Here is a 23,086-nt window from a genome sequence, read left to right as displayed (position 1 = left end):
ATCATCAAAACTAGCAGCATTACAAACAGGAACATCAACAGAATTATCAACTGCAGTGACATTTACATTGTCACCTGCACATACACAAGACATACTAATAAAAAACAAAAGACACATCAATACAAACAAAAACTTATTTTTGCAAATCATAAAAAACCAACTCATTAATGAAAAACTATTTAAAAGTTTATTCCTCCATATTTTATTCCGTTAGAGTCAATTTCATCAACAATATTAGGTACAGTAAAATCGACTCCATCAAAAATCATTAAAGCAAGATGATTAAACCTGCGAAATGAATCAAAATCATGATTAAAAATAGATAAATTAGTTAAATAATCGTTAGCAGCAGAAATAGTTTTAAAAACAACAAGCATACCAAATAATACAAAGAAAACAAATAATCCATTTATTTTCATGTTAAATTTTTTGATTGAACTATTATACATCTTAATCACTATAACAAATGTGTAAAATAATTATTACACACAACACATTATAAAGTTTAATTTGAAAATATATAAAGTTAATCGCAAGCAATTACTTGCAAACATCAAATAAATACATGAAAAACTTAAAATCCAATAATAATACACATAATTAATGTATATATTACCAATACGGACAATAATTGGAGAAAAATAGAAAAAAATTAATTTAATTTGGAAGAGGAATATTTTCCTTATCCACATTGATTTCAACAACTAACGGACCTTTTAAATCCTTTTCAAGCAGGAATTCCAAATCCTCCAATGTATTGACCTGAACCGCATCAATACCATAAGCAGCGGCAAGCTTTACGAAATCAGGATTTTCCAAATCAGTCTGATAATGCTCCATATCATAGAAATCTTCCTGCCATTGCCTTATGATTCCATACTCGGAATTATTCAAAATAAATACAATAACATCAAGATTATTCTCCTTTAAAGTGGCAAGCTCCTGTATATTCATTTGAATGTCACCGTCACCATTTATGGCAACAACTCTGCTTCCGGTAGCGATAGAAGCTCCAATTCCTGCAGGCAGACCATATCCCATTGGGGCAGAAGCTGCAGGAAAGAGAAAATGATTCGGCTTTTTTGCCCTGTAAAGCAGTGTAGTCCATGTGGTATGTGATCCCGCATCAGAAGCAATAATTTCATCTTCAAAGCATTCTAAAATTCTTTTAATAGCTGCCTGAGGTTTTAATTCATCATCAACCCCTTCAACAGTTACAGTATTATCAATAACCAGCAGTTCATCAAGCCAGTCCACCTTTTTAAATTCCAGGTTCATGATTACGTCTTCAACAGTACCCTGAATTTGGTATTTTCCTTTTAGCATATCCTTATTAATGTTGACATGAATAAACTTATCCTCATCAATGTTTTGAAAGGTTCTTTCACTTGCAATTGACCCCAGTGCGATGATACAGTCCGATTCTTCAATAGCTTTTCGGGCTCTTGGAGTTGCTCTAATGCCAACAAGGCCCAAGTTAATCGGATCATCTTCAGAGATAATTCCCCTTCCGTTAAAAGTGGTTGTTACAGGAATTTGATATGAATCTGCAATCATCTTAATGTTTTCGGCCTGTGAGATTGCCCCAGCACCCAGTACGAATAATGGCTTTTCAGATTCCATGATAAGCTTTTGTGCATCATCAAGACTTGACAAATCGCTTTCACACAAATAGCACAAATCAACATCCATAAAATCCTCACTCATCAAAACATCATGTGATAAATTGATGTGAATCGGTCCTTTCGGATTATTTTTAAGTCCATATAATGCCGCCTTAAGTGCATAAACAGCTTCAGAACCATTTAAAGGAGAGTAATTTTCCTGAGTAATATTTGAAAAAACATCCCTCAGAGGCAAAGACTGAAAGACATTTTTATCCCTCACTTCAAGGTCATTGTCTCCGGTTAAAATAAGCATTGGAATATTGTCCTTATATGCTGCCGCAACACCCATAACAAGATTTAGGGCTCCTCCTGCAGCTGTTGCCATACAAACTCCAACAGTATCTGAAGTTCTTGTAAATGCATCTGCCGCATGAGCTGCAGCCTGTTCATGCTTGGTAAGGATATGATTAATGCCTGATTTTGATAATGCCTTATATATCGGCATTATCTGGTCGCCAGGAATTCCGAAAATATGCGTAATGCCATTTTCCTCAAGGATTTCGACCAGTCTTTCAGCCACATTCATTTTATTCTTCCTCCTGATAGGAACCGTTGTATTCTCCGGAGCCTTCAACTTCAAAAACGACAGCCTGAGCTATTCTGTCTCCGGATTTAATCTTATATTCAAAATCCCCATGATTGTAAATCATAAACATCAGTGTTCCATAAAAACCAGGGTCTCCGACAGCAGTCTGAACGGAAATGAAAGATCTCAAAAGGGTTGACCTTGGAAGGTAGAGCATAGTATATCCCTTTGGGATTTTAACTTTCCTTTTGATGCTTGCCAGATAAGCTGTGTGTGGCTTTAAAGTATAAATTGGACCGTCAAGCTCTTCCAATTCAGGCAAATTTTTTTCGTTGTCAATCAAAGAACCTTCAGATGTCTGTTTATAGATTTTATCCAATTCCAAATCAATACCTGAAGGCTGGACCAAATCCGCAAAATCCGGAAAAATTTTAACAAGTTCGTTTTCACCAAGCATAATCATGTCTCCTTTTAGTATTAGTTTTTATACATGGTTTCTAATATAATTAATTGGAGGATGAAAAAATGCCTGTAATAACAATAGCTGGAAACGATGGAATTAGTGTTGAGAAAAAAAGAGAAATGGTAAAAAAAGTATCTGAGACTGTTGCTGAAGCATATGGATTACCGGTTGATGCAATAACAGTTTTAGTTCAAGCCTACCCTAAGGAAAGCATTGGGGTGGCCGGTGAATTGTTAAGTGATCGATAATCACTTAACCACCTTACCAAAACCATTGCCAATATATTCCCAGACATTATAGATAAAAAAGTGCAATTATACTAGGTATCGCAATTATAATTGTATTACGAACCATTTTGAAACGACGGATTAACCATTCTTTTCTTGTTAATTCCCTCATTTTTGGTATTTTCAAAACAGACAGGATAATTGCCGCAGCCAGGAAAATGAAATATGAATTAATGAGGAACAGATATCCTGCTCCAAGAAGCATATCCAATCTTGCATTTGCAATTGCATATCCGCAGGTACATAACGGAGGCATCAATGCTGTTGCAATAGCAACACCCGGAATAACAGTATTTGTTTTGTCCTCTCTTGTCTGTCCTATGATTCCTGCAAGTCCGCCGAAAAATGCTATAAGAACATCAAAGAAATTTGGTGATGTTCTTGCTATCAGTTCTACTGTAGGTTCCTTAACAGGAGACAGTAAGAAATAAATAGCTGCTGCACTAACACTGATTAAAATCTGCAATACAAAACCTGTAGCATGTTTTCGAAGAAGTGCATAATCTCCAGATACACTGGCATATGCTGAAGCAAGAATACTTCCCATTATAGGTGAAATAAGCATAGCACCAATAATTACTGCAGTTGAACTCACATTAAGACCTACAGATGCAATTATCATTGCACATACAAGTACACACATGTTCGTTCCCGTAACTTTTCCTCCGTCAAGAAGACGCTGGCGAATCTCCTCGTTTGTTGCCGAATCTTCCGATAATGAAAATGTTTTTCTAAATTTTTCCTTTATTGTTGATTTTTTTTGATCGATTTCTATAGTCATGCCGTCATTTCCTTATTTCCATAGCCACAGGCAAATAATTAACCCATGGTCAGGACAATTTTAAGATTAATTCAATTTTGCCATCATCAAAAAAAGTTTTAAATAGCAATTTTTATTCCTATTTTAAATTTTAATTGTTTTAGTATTTAAAATTTCAAAAAATGTTAAAGCTGAACATAGTTTCACAACGATTTGTTTAAAATATCTCGAATTTATAATTGTTCATCAAATATTAAAAAAACTAAAAATAATATATTGATTTTTATTAATATTGAACATTACTATAACTTTTTTAGTAAAAAATTATATAAGCAAGTACTTACTTGCAAAAAGATTTAAATAATGTTGAATTAATAGACAAAAACATAGATTTTACAAAAATCCATATTAAATAATAAGAGGAAAAAAAGTAAAAATGACAAAATTAAAATATATGATAACAATTCTAACCTGTTTATGTTTTTTGCTGAATATCTCGTGCATTTCTGCAAACGACATAAACCAGACACCGACCGACCCCACCACGTTTAATGACACCACACCTGTAAACGAATACCCCTCCGTCACCGGCAGCTTTGATGACTCCAATACTAATGAAAATCTCCAGCCAGGAAGTTTTGAAGAGTTAAAGCATGATATTGAAAGTCTCAAAAGAGGAGACTCATACAACATAAATAAAGATTATTATTTCAACGATAATGGGAAAAATATACCTTTAAGCAGCCGTGTAATTGAAATAGATGGAAATGACATTACAATCAATGGAAACGGACATATTATAGATGGAGGAGGAGCATCACAAAATTTTGCAATATTTAAAATATACGGAAATAACGTGAAAATATACAACCTTACTTTCAGCAACTCACAGCCCAGAGGAACTGTATATGAAATCTATAAAAATGACGAAATGGAAATAGAAGACAACTACAATCCAAGTCCCGTTGCCTGGTATGGAAATGACGGCATCATTTCATACTGTACATTCGAAAATACCAAAGCAAGTATAGGCGGAGGAATATGTTGGAATGGAAACAACGGACATATAATGAATTGTACATTCATTAATAACACTGCCGATACCATTGGAGGAGCAATATACATTTGGGGAAAAGATAATATCCTTGAATATAATACCTGCATTAATAGTGCATCCGAATTAACCCACGAAGCAATATTTGTAGACCGCAGCAGAAGTGATTTCACTATTGTGGATGGCAAATTTGAATCATGCACCAGATTACTCGTTGACGGAGCAGCAAGTAACATTGATGTGGAGAACTTAGGTTTAGCAGTTTATACTAATTTTACCGACCAGAAAATTAATCTTGTCAATACCGTGTATTCATCCATAATGAATAATGGTTTAAGCTATTCAGACAACGGCATTTCATATTATGCCCAATACATTACAGAATCACATGAATATATATTAACCCTATCCAAAGACCTGGACGGATTCAGTTATAAAAAAAATTACTGTTTTGAAGACATTACTGATTTGAATCAGATTTTTTCTTTGTTATATAATGGAAGATTTAAAAATGACATAACATTAATCATTAATAAAACAGTAAAAAGCGAATCAGATTATCAGGATTTAATAAAAAGACCACTAGGATCTTATCTTGAAAATATTGATACAAATATTAGAAATGAGCTTTTAGACAATGTAGCAAAAACACTAAAAAGAGATAATGTAATTTTTGCGCTGAATATTAATTTTGAAAAAGCCTTGTCATTCAAATGTACAGACACATGGAAACCTTCAGAAATAGGTTTTGATATAGTCAACATTAACGGCAAATACTCAACAATCTATGGTTCATACGATGATGATGAAGAGGAAAAATGGGCCGTATTAAATGAAAAAGACACATTTTCAGCATCAAATTTATATATTGAAGGATTCAATACAGCAGTCACGAATATGGGCGGATATTGTATATTTAACAATGTAGCATTCATTGAGAATAAGATGGACTACTGGTTTGAAAGAGACTGGGGTGGGGCAATACTCAATACAGGAGTAATATTCTGTAATAACTGCAAATTCATAGATAATTACGCTAAAAACGGCGGAGCAATATTCAATCAAGGACAGTTAATCTTAAACACCTGTCAATTTAGTGAAAACGAGGCATACGGCAAAGGAAATGACATTTGTATTGGAAATGGTGGATCCGTAGTAATTGACGGTGTAGAAAATACAGAAGAGAACCACCAAAGTACAGTTTTTTTTGCAAAAAGTTTAGATGAAGAAACATCTGGCTTAATTACCTGCATCTGTTATGTTGGAAGTATAATTGGAGGGATGGTAGTCGGTGCACTTACAGCCAACCCTATTGCAGGATTTTTCGCAGGTGCAGCCCTGGGTGCAGCTATAGGAAGTATCGGCTCATCAATTATTATTTCACAGCAATATGACGTGAATTACAACAGAATGGAAACATGCTTATTCCTAATTGTAGGATGTGCTGTAGTAGGTGGAATATCAGGAGTTATTGGAGGATTTATGACTGCAACAACACCCGAAATAGCAGCAGCACGTGCTGAAATGATTGCAAATGAAGTCGATGTAACGAGTCAGATTACTTATGACAGCAGCAGTATCAGCAGCCTTGGTGATGAATCTGTAATAATAGATTTAAACCTATAATTTCTGAAAAAAAAGTAATTTTACTTTCTTTATTTTTATTTTTAACTAATTTAATTTAAAATTAAAAAGTAAGATTATATTACTGGTTGATTTAAATTTTAAGCATCAAATAAATAAATTTTTTTAAAAGTTTTACACTTGAAATGTATGTCAAAATACATAGAAAAAAAATAAAAGTTAAAGAAATTAATCCTTAACTTGAAATGGTAATTTTGTTTGCGACAGCATATCCGTTGTAGGCTGAAGTGATAAGGTATTCGCCGGCCATTAAGTTAATGTTTAACTTAGCTATACCGTCATCACCACTTACACGGTCATATAAAACACCATTGACATTGAATTGTACAGTCTGATTTGCATAATGCATACCCTGAGCGTCAAGTACTTTTGCTTCAAATTTGGAACCGTCTTTGTACTTCATGGAAAGGTCTTCTGTTTCAAGAGTTGTCAAAACAGTGACATTGTTTGCTTTGCTTTCACCGGTTACTGGATTTATTGTTGTTATTGTGTAGTTTCCAGGATTTAAATTAATGTTTAATTTTGAAGTCCTGTTTTCATCAACAGTCCTTGTGTAAAAGACGCCGTTGATGTTGAAAGTAACGTTTTCGGCCCGCTCATCAAGTACCTTTACAACGAACTGGGTTGCATTTCTAAAGTATTTCACCAGATTATCTGACTCAATAGCTGAAATAACTGTTACCGTATTTTCAACACTTGTGAGATTGAATGTGGTTGTAATAGTATAGTTTCCAGGGTTCAGATTAATGTTTAATCTTGCAGTTCCGTTTTCATCAGATGTTCTTGTGTAGTTGACGCCGTTAATGCTAAATACAACGCTTGCATTAGCAATTCCAATATTCGCCTCAAACTGGGATGCGTTCCTATAGATTTTAACCAGATTATCTGTTTTTATTGGATAATCAACAGTATAAACCTTTAAAACTGCAGTTGTCTCATTCCTATACAAATCTGCCCATTTTCCGTTGGAATAAACAAAGGAGTTGTTTGCTTCAAATACAGAGCGGCTCTTTATAATAGTAGGTACCGGATTTCCACTAATCATTACTTTAAATATATCCCCTTTCCTAACAGGAACATATTCGTTGAGTCTGATTGTGTGGAATCCTAAAAAGCTGCTGCTTTCATTCTGGGACAATTTCAAAACATCATTTACATATACGTCAACGGTATAGTTAAGATTAAGCTCATTGAAGTAGGTTCCAACCCCTGCAATAAAATCATTTTCCAAAGCTTCATACTCGTTATAATACTTGTCATAGACAAAGGTTTTCTGGACAGCGGATCCTCCCATTTCAGTCTGGTAATTTTTAGTATAATTTTCAGTATTATTGATTACAAAAGCACAGGAAGGATAGTCTTTAAATAATGTCTGGTCATAATAGGAAATATAGAAATATCCTTTGTCTCCCCAGTCATCTCCCCAGCTGTTTTTACAAATCCATGCTCCGTCGCCGGGAGGAGTTGTTGAGAAGTTTTCCTTTGGGAAATTGTTATCCCATCCCACAATAGAAACGGCATGATAATCTTTATGCAAATCTTCATAAGCATAATATGTAGCATAAGAAGGATCATAACAGGATAAATCCTCCGTATAAGCTCCAAAAGAAACCGCAACAGCACCGTATTTGATTATACATTCCTTTACATAATCCGCATACAGCATGTCCTCAAATTTCGGAATAATAACAACATCATGAATATGTATGTTTTTGCCGCTATCGATTAAAGGGGATACCTTACCATATTCATCATATTCATCATATTCTGACGGAAAACCACCTAACCAGCCGGTGAAGTATCTTATCGCATCATCTTCACGGCCGCCCTCATACAAATCTAAAACACCATATTTTGAATATCTTAACATCGTATTTTGAAGGTTATTTTCTGAAAGACTGGTTTCGATTCCTGCTGCTTTAAGCAAGGCAGATTCCAGGGCAGCTATTGTTCCGAAAGCCCAGCAGGCACCCATTGCGCCCTGATCTTTAATAGGAGTTACCCATCCCCAGTCACGTAAATCAAATTTTTCAGGCAAGTCAGTATAATTAAGGGTGTTATTGGTCAATACAATGCCCAAACCTTTTTCAACAACAATTGTATCGTAATCGGTTTGATTCATTAAAACAGTATCATTTGAAAAATCATTATCCTTCATAAAAGCATGATCATCATAGACCATGTAAACGGCTTCGCCATTATCTTTAAATGTTGAATTAGTTAATATAACATCATATGGCTGATAGATATAGATTGCATCCCCATGGGTTTTAGCATGATTTTGAATAAAAGTTGAATTCCTAACGGATAAAAATTCATAATTATCGTGATAAATTGCACCACCATAAGATCCTAATTCCTCATCAATTGCATTATTTCCAATAAAAGTGCTGTTTTTAACAGTCAACATGGATGAGGATCCAAAAATAGCGCCTCCACCGAAAGTAGCAATATTATCTGAAAAAGTAGAATTTTCCACTTCCACTTCACATCTAAGTGCACAAATCGCACCCCCATAGTCTGCAGTGGAATTGATGAATACTGAATCGCAAATTTTCAAATGGCTGGATGATGATTTTGAATCAGTGAAAATAGCTCCACCATCATTTTTTGCAGAGTTGTTAATAAAAGTGGAATTTCTAATCAGCGCATCCTCATTATTTTTAATTATTAATGCTCCACCAGTCATATTTGCATGCAAATTAATAAATTTTGAATTGCTGATGTATAGACGCTTATTGGAATAAACGGCCGAACCGTATTTAGAAGTGATATTTTCAAAAATACATCCATCAAGATAAAGTGTAGATGCTTCAGCATTGATTATAAATTTTAAAATATCTCGGGAATTTAAAAAAGTACAGTTATTCGCCCATAAAAAAGAATTTAAACCTAGACCAATAGAATTTCCAGCCCTTCCAGCATAATTATCTATGAATTGTCCATTGTTAATTGTTAAATTTCCACCGGAGAATACTGCCCCTCCTGAAGATAAAGCATAATTATCTTTAAAAATAACATTGTTTAAAGTTATATTTTTATCACTGGCCACAATTGCACCTCCAGACTCTCCTCTACCATTAACAAAAGTGAGATTATTTATAACAACATGAGGTGAATAAACAACAAATATTGATGATTGATTGTTTCCGTTAATTGTATGGCCGTTTCCGTTAATTATCAAATGTTCTTTGTTCCAAATGAAAATGCCATCCACCAATTCTTTGTCGCTGACATTATCATAAGTATAATCCTGAGTTATCTCCAAAACATCACTTGCATTAGAAATTTCATTTTGCAGGGCTGTAAAATTACCTTCAGCCGAAACCGAAGAAACAACCGCAAACAAAATAGCTATCATAAATACAGTTAAAAAAATCTTTTTAAAAATCGTTTGTCCCCCTATTAATCAATAAACTAATATCTGAATTATATCAATTATAAAGATTATGTAGATGTTAGGCATTGAATTGTATGAATTATAATAATGGTGGCTATTATATTGAAATTAATAAGACAATACATTATTTTTTGAATTAAAGAATTATCATCACAAGCTTTTTATATTTGGCAAATTCACAAATAAACATTATTTAGTTAATTAAAAAATAAAATTATATAAAATTTATCTTAACGACAGATTTCCGTATATATGCAAAGTTAAAAAGTAACCTGATTTTTAGAAAGCATGCAGTTAATACAATACATACATTATTAAATTAGATATAATTAAAATACATTAAATTTAATAAATAGTAAAATTGATTATTTGATAGTATAATTTAGAGGAATATTAAGGCGATGACAAATAACATTAATGCAACATATGTCGCATACCATAATATTAAAAAGATATAATTTAAAAACAGATTATGATTATTTTAAAAAGAAAAATGATGTTGAGATACTTAATCTCAACTTCTAATAGTTATTTTGTTTGCAATGCTTGAACCGTTATAACTTGAAGTTATGATGTATTCAGCAGGCATTAAGTTAATGTTTAATTATAACAAATACGTTTTAAGCATGGGCCAAGTGAATTTTTTAGAAAAACGGATTAAAACACACAAACATCACAGAATTTTTGATTTCAGATTATATGAAAAAAACAGAAAAAAAAAGATTAAATAATTGGATAATTAAGTAGTCCCGAGCGGAGTCGAACCGCTATCTTTGGGTCCAGGGCCCAAAAGGATTGCCACTACCCCACGGGACTATGCAATTATTTTTAGAAATCATCATATAAATAAGTAGGGACTGTATGATGGCAAGCATTGCATGAATTAAAAAGTAAATTTAAACTCCATTTTTGCCCATTGAATAATTGATTTCAGTTATTGTAATTTTGATGTTTTGTTATTATTTACTGGCTTTAATTGAAGCTATCTTTTAGAATTTTAATGTTGATTTTTAGAAATACTTAAAATTATTATATGATATATTCGGAAAAAGCCGATAAAGATATTGAATAGGATTGAAATTTCAATCCTATTTATATGCTTTTACAACTTTACCAGAAAAAAGTGTATTCAGACTCACTGGCCTCTTCAGATACGGCAACAGCTTTAGGTACGGTAGTAACTTTAAGATTTTCAAAACCTGAACCTACATATCCTCCCATTACGCCTCCAACTGCTCCGGCTACAACAGAAATACCGATTACAGTTGCATAAACCTTCCAAACCTTAAGTTCAGGATCATAATTATTGGAAGTTATATACCATGAAGTATAAGCGCCAATGGCACCACCGGCAACAACACCAGCACCAACACCTGCAGCAATACCGGCAACAGGGTTTAAGGTAGCTATACCAACAATAAATCCAACAACAGCACCGACCACAAAACTTGTTGCAGCACTTATAAGTGTAGCTTTTACTAATGATTCACTTTTAACATGCACATAGGTATATTCACCAGGGTCAGTAATATTCTCACCATTAATAACTGTAATGCCTTTATCTGAACATATTACAGTAATTGAGTCATCACCCTCTTTTTCTTTAGCTTTATCTGCGCTACAAATATCAGGACCTACTTTACTTGCATGGTTATTTTCAAATATGCAGTCTTCATATTCAAAGTATCCTGCATTAAAAACTGCACCACCACATTTAGCAGAGTTATTGTAGAAATAACAGTCTTTACAAATGACAGATCCCTGATTAAGTATTGCACCACCAAAACCACGATTAAAATCATCATTGTTGTGGGCATTCTTAAATGAAACCTCTTCAAAAATACCCTTTCCACCATCATTTTCAACATGACAATTAAAACCATCAACGATTAACTTAGTTGCACTGAAAAAATCTTTTTCATCAATTGAAACCCAGATTTTTTTCTCAGATCCTTTAGCAAGTGAAATACGTGAATTTTGACCGTTTACACGAATAACATCATAACCGCTTTTGTGGACTTTCCATGTTATGCCAGTCATTATGGATATTTTATATGCAAATGTGACATTTAAAGAAATCTCAGCACCAGTAATATCAATATCTCTTCCAGATAAATATTTAACATCACCAGATTTCTTTAAATTAATAATATCATTATAATCATCACTACTTTTAACGTATACATTTTTAATAACTGATATGGTTTTATTATATCCTCCATTAGAATGTTTTAACAAAGCACTGAAAATATTATTCCATGCATATGTATTGTTATGGAAAGTTACATTGGCAAAATAATATTCATAGTTAATAAGATATTCGCCATTATTTAATTTTCCATTAATAGTAAATAAGAAAGTATTATTACTGTAAACAAATGCATAAGTTATATTTTCATTATACTTCAAAGCGCAATTATACATTATGGTCTTATAAATTGATGAAACCAGATTAATTTTTTCACCCGCAATATTTTGATAAACGCCGTAACGTAAATAACCCACATCAATACCAGATAACTCTCCGAAAACAACAGGAACCTTATTATTGGCCATACAATGTGAAATATTACAAGTATGTTTACAATCAGTGAAAATTGCTTCACAAGTCAATTTTGAAGAGGAATCTCTAAATATTGTATTAATAATTGTGTTATTTGCTCCCGGAACATATACTGCACCGCCAACACCACTGGCAGTGTTATTTATAAATATACAATGATCAATTAAACCATTACATCCCATCCAAGTAACAGCACCGCCGTTAACTGCACTATTGCCTGCAAAAGTACAGTCTGAAAGAACACCATTACTACCAATCCAGGAAATAAGACTTTCTCCAGAATCATAAGTAATATTTTTCAATTTAGAAGTTGATATAACATTGATTTTATTGCATGCAGCATTAATGAAATTTAAATTACAAATCCTAACATTATTTCCGTTCACCTTAAATACTGCAGAATGATTCATTGCATCAATAACATGGCCGTTACCATCAATAGTAACATTGTCATTATCAATTATCATACTATCATTAACTCCATAATCAAAATAATAATCCCTGCTTAAAGTAATTGTATCTCCCGGTTTAAGACTGTTAATCTCAGAAGCCAAATCAGTTAAATTACCTGCATTACTCTTATTGACATGTAAATTCAATGATTTTTTATCAAGGACAGGAATAACATTATCAAATGAACAGGAAGATACATTACAGTTTTCAACTCCACATAAAAGATAAACCGCTTCATATCCTAAATTACCATAACAGTTTTTAAAAACTGATTTGATAATTTTATTATTAATGCCGCTCATATAGATTGCACCGCCAAAATCAGCAGCATTAGCTATGAAAATACACTGACTGATTAAAGCATTATTTCCCATCCAGTTAACTGCACCACCATTAAGTGCAACATTTCCTGCAAAATTACATGATGAAAGAACTCCCTTATTGCCGCTCCAGGTAATCATACTTTCACAATTCTTATTATTTATAGCATTTATGAAGGTCAAGTTGGATATTTTAACATTATCTCCTGATACATTGATCATTACCGGTTTTTTCATTCCATCAATAACATAAGCATTACCATTTACAGTTATATTGTCGATATTAATTACTACACTATTTTTATCACACTTTTCATTGAAATAATAATTCTTAGTTAAATTAATAACGTCTCCAGGGTGATGTTTATTGATTTCACATGACAACTCATTGAAAGTTCCTACATCACCAACCATATTGACTTCATTGAAATCAGTAAACAGTTTATTGATATATAAAGGACATTTAACATTAATATTTAAGATGCTATGAACTTTTTTGTCTTTTTCATCTTTAATATGGCTAGCTAAATTGTTATATTCAGCCGCACTGTGAACAGTTATGTTCACCATCAACTTTTTCACATAATTACCCATATGCAAATTCTCAAAAATATCATTTACACAGCCTACTTTGCTAAAGTGGTATTCACAGACAACAACTCCGTTAGGCAAGATAGAAGTGATACTAAAAATATGAGCAAAATTATCATGACGAAAACTACATGAAATATGACCATTATAAACAAAGTTAGCATTATATAACAGAGATTGATATAACAATGCATCCAGATTTATTGTATCATGTCCAATTGTTGTTGTAAAATTATTCTTTAAATACTTTAAATCAATAGATTTTTCATCAATAATCGGAAACAAATTATCAAATGTACAATCAGTTATAGTACAGTTTTCATAATTATGATCCATGAAAATAGCGTCACCGCAGGATATGGAAAAGGATTTTTTAAACACAGAATTTGCGATTGTGTTATTTGCACCGCCAATATAAATTGCACCGCCGGCAGTGTTTGCAAGATTACCTGTAAATTTACAATTACTGATTAAACCGTTATTTCCTTTCCATGTGAGAGCACCACCTTTATCAGTACGTCCATAATACACAGAATTTCCCTTAAAAGTACAGTCTGAAAGAACACCATTATTTCCAAACCAGCGAACAGGACTTGCACCAACCTCTCCCGCATGAAATTGAATTTTATTTATACTTACACGTTCCCCATTCCTAATTTCTCCAGAATAAATTGAAGAAGGACTATATGTTTTCCTATCAGGATAATTATAACCTATATCAGTTATAGAAGGAGATTCATCCGGAATATATCTATTTACATTATCATCATACATTGCATTCATAAAAGTTACATTAGTTATTTTAACATTGTCACCACATATATTGAATATATTGGTCTTATGGGCTCCATTAATGATATGGCCGTTTCCATTAATTGTAATATTATTTTTCGTTATTTTAATAACATCATTGTCCTCAATAGAATATTTAAGACCAAATCCGTAGCTATAATCCTTAGTTAAATTAAAAGTATCACCATCTTTAAGATTAGAAATATCATTTTTCAAATCCTTAAAACTGCCAACGTTTTTACCATTTGAAAGACTGGCAGGCTTATCCAAACGAACATCATCCAGATGGGTTATAGCATTATCTTCACCATAACTTCCAAAATCATTGTCCCCAACAGTAATATTATCTGCTGCAGACACACATCCAATACCAACAAAAAGGATTAAAAATAAACCCAATATTGCAATTAATTTAAAGTCTTTCATAACATCACATCACATTTTGCATCTCTTCATTGATATGAAAAAGAATACATTTTTCATTTATGTATACGCCAATCAAGTATATAAAGCTTTTCGAATGTAAGTGCTTGCTTGCATTAAAAAATGAGTTAATATAAAAAATAAGAACTAAATACCGACAAAACAATGAAATTTAAATAAACAAAGAATAATTCCATCAGAAAAAAGAAAGATAATACTTTTCTAATGGACGCTAAAAATTATTAACGAATGCTGCTGCATACTTTTTTAGAAAATGTATACAAATTTGATATGTAGTAAGGATAACTCTGATGTAACCCAAAATATAACGATTATTTAAGACCATATATGAAAAAAGAATAAACTAGTCACGAGCGGAGTCGAAGCTCTGTCTCCGGGTTCAGAACCCAAAAGAATTGCCGCTACCCCACAGGACTATGCAATTATTTTTAATAATGTATATGGTCCGCACGAAATTGCATGAATTATAATGTTGGTAGTGATTAAATTGAAAAATCTTTTAAAATAAGTGAAGATAATAGCTGAAATGATTGAATTATCAAGCACAGAATTGATTTAATTATGTGTTTGAATCCTTGGTGAAATAGTCATACAGCTCATCGGTCACAACATCATGAAGAGAATATTTGAAATTAACAATGTCCAATTCTTTTCCGTCATCATTTAAAATAGTTGTCTGATGCCAATCCACAGGAGTCGCCTGGCCGATGTAGTAGAAATCACGGCCTTCATCATCAGATTTTTTAACAAAAATATGGATTTTCAAATCCTTATCATTAATAATCCTTTGAGCTTCCTTGCTTTCAAGCTTAACCTTTGATCTGGTCATCCATGAAAAAGCACTTTTTGAAATGAATTCATCCTTATATTTAGTACTTTCTGAAATATCCTCATCCTTATCATAAGTGACAAAAATAGGGCATGTTCCATGCTTTATTCTATAACCATACATTGTTGATGAATCATCATGAGGCCAGTTTAATAATCTGCAGGCATCTTTTCTAGAGTATTTCTCATACAACTTGAGATTGACGTTTTCTGTCTGGGAAGAATAAACATCACGATACTTTAAAAGTGCATAGTTTAAAACATCATCAAGGTGTTTTCTATAAGCATCATGGGAAAGGAAACTCATAAATTGGTCAGATATCTTAAAATCATCATCGAAAAATGTGGTCAGGCCATATTTGGCCTTTTCCTTTTCAACAAAAAAGTCGAGTTTTAAAATATTAATAGCTGAATCAACTGATTTTAAATCGTTTTTAATTCCGTACATTGACTTCAGAAGAGATTGTACTTTATCCTTTTTGAAATACTTGTTATTAATTAAGCATTTCAATATCAAGACTTCATGAGGCCTTTTTCCATTTGCCAGGTTCTGTGAAACAAAAATTAATGAATTTACTTCATCCTCACTTAAAGTGTCAAGATAGTCATCTTCAACCTTATTTAAAAATAGATGATAACACGGGAACTGATTGTGGGCCAGAATTAACTCAGGGTTGAAATCAGCATTTTCATAAAAGTCCGAAAGCATTGGAATTCTTCCCAATTTAAACTTCAGATTATTGTACTTTTCCTTAAAAAGAGCAACCCTTGAAAAGCTTGCATTATTTATTGAATTATAAATCTTCTGTTTAGAAACTTCATCAAAGTTAATGGAAGACACGCCAGGAATGATTTTATTTCCCTGCATCAGGTAATGCCTAAGCTTATCCTTATCATATGATCTGTCACCTGAAAGTGCTAAAGGAATCATGAAATTGTTTTTATAATTTCCTATGAAATCAAGGATTACAACAAATTCCTTGCTTTTATACTTTCTTAAGCCCCTTCCAAGCTGCTGGATAAATATGATTGGAGATTCTGTTGGCCTTACAAGCAAGACCTGATTGATTTCAGGAATATCAACACCCTCATTGAAAATGTCAACAGTAAAAATGTATTCGAGCTTGTCGGGATTGGAATCGTTGGTTAATCTGTCAATAGCTTCCAGTCTTTTTTCCTGTGAGTCATCACCAGTTAATACCATTGAAGGATGGCCTCTTTGAGTGAATTTTTCTGCAAGTTCCTTTGCCTCTTCCTTTCTGGAACAGAATACAAGAGCCTTGATTCTGTCTCCGGAATATCCGTAGAACTCTGATTTTTCAAGAAGATAGCTGACCCTTTCATCCGAGGTTAAATAATTGAAATCATTGAAATTATCATCAATAACCTCATTGTCAAAAGTAACGTCACTGATACCGAAGTAATGGAATGGACATAATAAATCCTCATCCAGAGCTTCCTGAAGGCGAATTTCATGAGCAATATTGTGGTCAAAGAGCTCATAGATATCAAAACCGTCTGTACGTTCCGGTGAAGCGGTCATTCCAAGGTAGAATTTTGGAGTGAAATAATTGAAAATCTTTTGATAGCTTGAAGCACCGGCCTTGTGAACCTCATCTATGATGATGTAGTCAAATTCATCCTTTTTAAACCTGGTGTGGACATCATCCTTTGATAATGTCTGGATTGTTGCAAAAATATAGTCTGCATTGAAGTTCTTTTCATTACCTGTCAAAAGGCCGAATGATTTATCTTTAATTACATTTTTATAAGCGTTAATTGATTGTTTTGCAATCTGTTCACGATGGACAATGAATAAAAATCGTTTAGGGTTAAAATCTTTTACTGCAAATGCTGATGCATAGGTTTTACCGGTTCCTGTAGCTGAAACCAAAATAGCTCTTTTTTCACCCCTTTTAATCAGATTTCTGATGTTTGTTAAAAATTTCTCCTGCATCGTATTAGGAATCAAATCCTTTACATTATCCTTTTCCAGTTCCTTTGTAACTTCCCTTATGGCCTTGAACTTTACATTGTCATTGTATAACTTTTCATAAACAGGAAGGATATCATCCAAATCTCTTGATTGATCCCATAATTCATTGAATTCATTTAACAGATTATGGAGGATTTCACCATCTTCTGTTGCTCTAAATCCTATGTTCCATTCCTTGTTTTCAACAAGAGCACTTGCCGTCAGATTGGAGCTTCCCACAATAGCTGAATAGTTATTGTTTTTCTTAAAAATATATCCCTTGGTGTGGAAACCCTCATTTTCTGTGGTGAACATTTTGACTTCAATGTTTTTGAAGCTGTTGAGCTTTTTAATGGCTTTGGGTTCTGTAAAAGCAAGATAGTCGGTGGTTAATATCTTACCCTTAACGTTGTTTTTCTCCAGATTTCTAAACTCTTCCAGAAGAGGCGTGATACCGCCCAGGGTAATAAATGCAGTAGATATGATAAACTCGTCACAGTTTCTCAGCTGGTCAACAAGTTCGTTTCTAACCTTGCTTTCGCTGGAATTGAAAAGCAGTTTAGGCTTAAAATCATTTAAAGATGTGAAAGTTTCATCAATAAATGCCGTTTTTGCCCCGTTTAAAATATCTTCATTCGCCATTTGCATCAATATGAATAGAGTTTAAAATTTCAATAGACCTGATTTCCGCATAAATCAGCTGCTTTTCAAACCTGTCATCAGTGTTTTCATAGAGCTCTATTAATTTGTCCAAATCATAGCCGCATTTCTGCATCTCTTCGTCAACCTTTTTCATCTTTTCCATCATTGACAGATGGTCAACCATTGTTTCTTTTAAATAGTCAACAACAGCAATATCTGCCGGAATCCAGTTGACATCATCCAGTTCGTCTTTTGAAAGCCATCTTGCATCATTATGCTCCAGAAGTTTAGGGGTTCCGCTTTTAATGATACAGTCATAACAGGACATTTTCAGATAAAAAGTAGGATATTGGTACTCCAAATCCAGTGCAAAATTAGTTATTTTAATATCAACGTTTAATTCTTCCTTAATTTCACGAATTAAAGCATCTTCTTTAGTTTCATTTTCCTCTATTTTACCGCCGGGGAACTCCCACTGGTTAATGAACTCACCATAGCCCCTTTTAGTAGCTAGAATTTTATTGTCCTTGTGAATAATGGCTGCAACAACATTTAAAGTTTTCATGTGTTAACTCCTTTGATTTAATATTTGGCAGCTTATGTTATAAAGTTGCTGATAATTAATAATTAGAACTTACCCATTCATAAATAATTAAACCATCTTTAAACAATAACGTTCCAATAACCTTTTTAATGAATTTAGTCAAATTATCTTCTTCAATATCAGTATTTCCAGGAGTTAATGAAAATGCTCCAACAGAAGGAATTATTAAATCCTCCTCCCTGAAATATTTGGATTTAGTACCTGGATACAATACATAAGAACCTGAACTAAGTAAAATTGAATCTTTATAAGTATGCATTTTGTAAATATCAGCATCTTTAAAAACATATTCTTTTTCTTCAAGAGAATCTCTTTTATCAATCTCCTTTTCAATTTCAGAATTGGTTTTTTCACCAATTTTTTCATAAAAATCAATAATTTCCAATTCGGATCGGTATTTAGCATCAAAATGAATAAAATGTTGTTTAACTTCCGTAGTAATCAATAATGTATAATCGGGTTTAAACGCAAGAGAATATGATTTATAATCGGATTTATCTGAAAATGTCAAATTGTAGAACAGTTCAATTTTAACATCTTGCCCCCGAACATTTAATTTGAATATTTTGGATGAACGTTTACCTTTAATAACATTAATTGCCCAATTAGTCTTATTTACTTCAAAAACATCTTCAAAATTAATTTTTGTAATGCTTAAATCATTTAGAACTTTCAGTATTTCAAAATAACACCAATATTCATATAATTCAGACAATTTCTTTTCAAAACCTTTAAATTTATTATTTAAATCATCCCAGCTTAATCTGAATGAAAATTCCAACATTAAAAAGTACTGAAAAATATCCCTATATCCTTCTTTTTTCTGCAAAACTTGAGAATTAAATGGAACATAATCCAAAGTAGAAATATGATTGAAAAACTTTGCTGAAAGATAATAGCTAATCTCTTCTTTGAAAACATTTAGTTTATCTTGAATATATCCTTTTTTAGAGTTAATTAACATATTTTCAACCAAAATTTGAAGCATTTCTAAAAAATATTTGAAAAATTGGTTTTCAGGTGTGTCAATAGATTCCTCATGCTTGATTTGATGAATATTATATGGTAAATATCCCTCCATTTTATTTGCCATTTCAATTGAAGAATGTGTTTTAAAAAGTTGATTAGGTTTAGAAACAATATTGTTTATTGAAGATGAATTTAAATTATTTGCCAAAGAAATTGGTACTGTTTCATCATGATTGATTAATTGTGAATGCATATTTTTAGATAAATATTCAAAAATAGTAGGCAAATTATCCTGTCTGAACAAATATTCTAAAAACATGAAATCTTCATAATAAGTGAGCTTTTCTTCATTAGCCAATTCAAATTCTTGATATAAAGGAGAATTAACTTCAAAAATTAAACTTAAAGCATGTTGTGATAAATCCGCAATCATTGCAGAGTATTGATTAAAATAATCTATTTTTTTAGACCTCACTTCAATAGGAATTTGAATTGATTTAATGTTATCTTTCTTAACATCCAAAAAGGATTTGCCAACATAACTTCTAAAATTAAGGGTTCCGGCCAATTTAAATTTATTATCATCACCCAAATTAAACCTAAATCGTTTAAAATGACTTTCATTAATTTTAATTAATGAATATAAAACATCATAACTTGCATTAGCATCATCTGATTCAAATAAAATTTGATATTCAGTCTCCTCCAAAAGCATTAAATGAGAAAATTGAGAAGATTCCTTATTATAATATTGAATGGGTGTGGAATTATCAACTTCATCAACCAAATCAATATTTTCCAAGACAAATGAATCAGATATTTTATGTAATGATTCCTTTTCTCGAATAGGATCCATAGAACTAACAGTTAAAGTTCCAATATCTTTTGAAAATTCATCTTTTAAATTAATAGTTACTTTTTGTTCTATCATTTAAATCTAATTAATAAAGGACACATATCTTTGGTCAGATAAGACTTTAGCCATATTTTGAAGCTTTAATGCTGAAGTATAATACTTACACTTATCTTCAGTTATATTAAATAATTTTGCTTGCTCATTATTATCCCAATCAACTAAGCATAAATTAAATAAATCATTCAATACATTACCAATAGCTTTTTGAGAACCATGAAGTTTAGGAAGTATTTTTTGTTTAATTTGAGCATCAAAATACCTTTCCCAGTTATTCCAATTATCTGGAGAATTTTCATATCTCCATGCAACAACCATAAATCTTAAAATTTCATTAATAACTCTAAAACCGAAATCAAATCCCGTAGATTTAAGTGCATATTGGAAGGTATCCATTTCATTAATTAAAACTTCCAATAAATTTCCATCAGTACATGAAATTTTAGATAAAATTTCTTTTAAATCAGAAATATTAAGATTTGAAATATCCGAATCGATTAATGGAGATTGAAGATAATTAATATCCCCTCCAAAATCATCATCTTCTAAATTTAAATTAATATAATCCGAAACAGATAAGGTATCAAATTCAATAGTATTGGACCTATCTAAAACTTTCGGTGAAAACATGTATGTAGTTTCATCAACATTAACTGTACCTACAATAAATAAATTGTCAGGGATGTTTAATTTTAATTGTGATCCACCATATAATGGAATCGGCTCTTTACTTTCAATAGCAGATAAAAAATCAGCAAAATACCTTTCCACATGAGATAAATTCATTTCATCAAGAATTAAGAAATAAGGATTATAATTATCAGAGCTAGCCTCATAAATTAAATCATAAGCAGGAGTTGATTGATATTTTTCAGTAATTGCATTATAATAGCCCAAAATATTTGAATTGTCAGTCCAATTTGCACCAACAGGAACTATACTATATTTTGGAGTAATTGGATTACTTTCCATAGATTCATTTAAAACCGCCTGTGTAGTTATATCTTCAACATTATCTAAATTTTTATATTGAAATTTTGGTTTAAAATCTTCAAAATCAAATTTATCAATTTTTAATTCAACATTGACAATTTTCCCATGATTTTTTTGAAGATAATCTTGTAATTTGGCATTTGGACTATATGACAACCGAGGAACTATTCTAAACTTAGCTTTTGATTTGATTTCATTAACAATTACATTACAGTCATAATAACCATTATAAAATGGGAGATAATTAAAAATATCTTTATTCATCATCCATTGCCTTTCATTATAAGCAGATTTATTTGACCTCTGAGTGATGACAATGGAGCCATTAGGCTCAATATAATTATCAGAAATAAAATTTAATAAGGATTCACAATCAATTTTTAAATCTACAATTTGAGTACTGTCTGTTTCATAGAGATTTTTAAAATAATCTTGAATAGAATTTTCTTCATAATACAATTGAAACCCAACATTCATAGTCCCAACTGCATCAATACCATCCACCAACATATTAAATTTCTTTTCACATTCTTTTATTGGTAAAATATCCTCAAAATCATCCTTTCCTAAAGTCCAACCTTTATTTTTCCAAGAAGAATAATTGGCTTTAGCTTTTACAGTGACATAATCTTCTGAAGATACATGGCCATCATTAGGGCTTTCAAAGGTTACAATATGATCCTCATTTAAATCCCCATACGATGAAATATATCTTGCAAATAATTGAGATAATTTTGTTTTACCTGTCCCTGAATTACCAGTTAATATTACAAAAGGTTTTACCTTTAGTGATAACAAATAATTTTCAATAATTTTTTTATCAAAATAATATCCTTTATTTATAAGATATTTATAAAATGAAACTCCTTTTAATTTATTTTCTACCATACCAACAACCAACATTATGAATAAATCCTGTAATATAATACATTTAATACAATATATATACAAAACAATTATAAAAATAATTCGATCGTTATATTTTTCATGAAAAATACTATCAAATTTATAATAAACCACATCAAAATAATATTAAAATTAACACATAAATTACCCAAATAGATTCATTACATTGAGTGTTGGCGGAAATTATTTAATTTTGAACATTTTTCATTTTCTCCATTTTATTTTCTTATATTAAGTTAATGATATGAATTTTATTGCACTAATAACTGAATTTAAATCCATTTTATTTATT

General features: G+C 31.7%; 12 protein-coding genes and 1 tRNA gene. 2 read left to right on the top strand and 11 right to left on the bottom strand.

The window, feature by feature from the left end; translation table 11 throughout:
- Positions 1-179: 179 nt before the first annotated feature.
- From ACKI5C_RS09685 to ACKI5C_RS09675, 3 genes are all read right to left on the bottom strand, one after another.
- Positions 180-419 (bottom strand): hypothetical protein, encoded by a 240-nt coding sequence (locus tag ACKI5C_RS09685; RefSeq protein WP_407432918.1) that lies wholly within the window; start codon positions 417-419, stop codon positions 180-182.
- A gap of 238 nt (positions 420-657) precedes the next feature.
- Positions 658-2,193, bottom strand: coding sequence for a thiamine pyrophosphate-binding protein (locus ACKI5C_RS09680; protein ID WP_407432917.1), 1,536 nt, complete (start codon positions 2,191-2,193; stop codon positions 658-660).
- A gap of 1 nt (position 2,194) precedes the next feature.
- Positions 2,195-2,650: a dCTP deaminase domain-containing protein gene (locus ACKI5C_RS09675; protein WP_407432916.1), complete on the bottom strand. Its 456-nt coding sequence runs from the start codon at positions 2,648-2,650 to the stop codon at positions 2,195-2,197.
- A gap of 68 nt (positions 2,651-2,718) precedes the next feature.
- On the opposite strand from ACKI5C_RS09675, the gene dmpI reads away from it, so the two are divergent.
- Positions 2,719-2,904: a 4-oxalocrotonate tautomerase DmpI gene (gene dmpI / locus ACKI5C_RS09670; protein ID WP_407432919.1), complete on the top strand. Its 186-nt coding sequence runs from the start codon at positions 2,719-2,721 to the stop codon at positions 2,902-2,904.
- Positions 2,905-2,950: 46 nt separating this feature from the next.
- Here dmpI and ACKI5C_RS09665 read toward each other — a convergent pair whose 3' ends face one another.
- Entirely contained in the window at positions 2,951-3,724 is a 774-nt protein-coding gene (locus ACKI5C_RS09665; protein WP_407432915.1) for a DUF389 domain-containing protein, read from the bottom strand.
- 415 nt (positions 3,725-4,139) lie between these two features.
- On the opposite strand from ACKI5C_RS09665, the gene ACKI5C_RS09660 reads away from it, so the two are divergent.
- Positions 4,140-6,383 (top strand): hypothetical protein, encoded by a 2,244-nt coding sequence (locus ACKI5C_RS09660; RefSeq protein ID WP_407432914.1) that lies wholly within the window; start codon positions 4,140-4,142, stop codon positions 6,381-6,383.
- 193 nt (positions 6,384-6,576) lie between these two features.
- On the opposite strand, the gene ACKI5C_RS09655 is transcribed toward ACKI5C_RS09660, so the two are convergent.
- The 7 genes from ACKI5C_RS09655 to ACKI5C_RS09625 all read right to left on the bottom strand — a co-directional run bounded on the left by ACKI5C_RS09655 (position 6,577) and on the right by ACKI5C_RS09625 (position 22,776).
- Positions 6,577-9,762, bottom strand: a complete 3,186-nt coding sequence (locus ACKI5C_RS09655) for a C1 family peptidase (RefSeq protein ID WP_407432913.1) — start codon at positions 9,760-9,762, stop codon at positions 6,577-6,579.
- 783 nt (positions 9,763-10,545) lie between these two features.
- Positions 10,546-10,617: transfer RNA gene (locus tag ACKI5C_RS09650), tRNA-Gln, on the bottom strand.
- 294 nt (positions 10,618-10,911) lie between these two features.
- Positions 10,912-14,946 (bottom strand): right-handed parallel beta-helix repeat-containing protein, encoded by a 4,035-nt coding sequence (locus ACKI5C_RS09645; protein ID WP_407432912.1) that lies wholly within the window; start codon positions 14,944-14,946, stop codon positions 10,912-10,914.
- Between the two features lie 577 nt (positions 14,947-15,523).
- Positions 15,524-18,409, bottom strand: coding sequence for a DEAD/DEAH box helicase (locus ACKI5C_RS09640; protein WP_407432911.1), 2,886 nt, complete (start codon positions 18,407-18,409; stop codon positions 15,524-15,526).
- On the bottom strand, positions 18,399-18,974 hold the full coding sequence (locus ACKI5C_RS09635) for a (deoxy)nucleoside triphosphate pyrophosphohydrolase (RefSeq protein WP_407432910.1): 576 nt from the start codon (positions 18,972-18,974) through the stop codon (positions 18,399-18,401). The genes ACKI5C_RS09640 and ACKI5C_RS09635 overlap by 11 nt, the downstream gene beginning before the upstream one ends.
- 55 nt (positions 18,975-19,029) lie before the next feature.
- Positions 19,030-20,913 (bottom strand): DUF2357 domain-containing protein, encoded by a 1,884-nt coding sequence (locus tag ACKI5C_RS09630; RefSeq protein ID WP_407432909.1) that lies wholly within the window; start codon positions 20,911-20,913, stop codon positions 19,030-19,032.
- A gap of 6 nt (positions 20,914-20,919) precedes the next feature.
- Positions 20,920-22,776: a hypothetical protein gene (locus ACKI5C_RS09625; protein WP_407432908.1), complete on the bottom strand. Its 1,857-nt coding sequence runs from the start codon at positions 22,774-22,776 to the stop codon at positions 20,920-20,922.
- Between the last annotated feature and the right edge of the window lie 310 nt (positions 22,777-23,086).

The sequence above is a fragment of the Methanobrevibacter sp. genome, assembly GCF_045646045.1.
Classification (GTDB): Archaea; Methanobacteriota; Methanobacteria; order Methanobacteriales; family Methanobacteriaceae; genus Methanocatella.
Note: the sequence above shows the minus strand (reverse complement) of the source record. Positions and strands in the feature narration are given on the sequence as shown.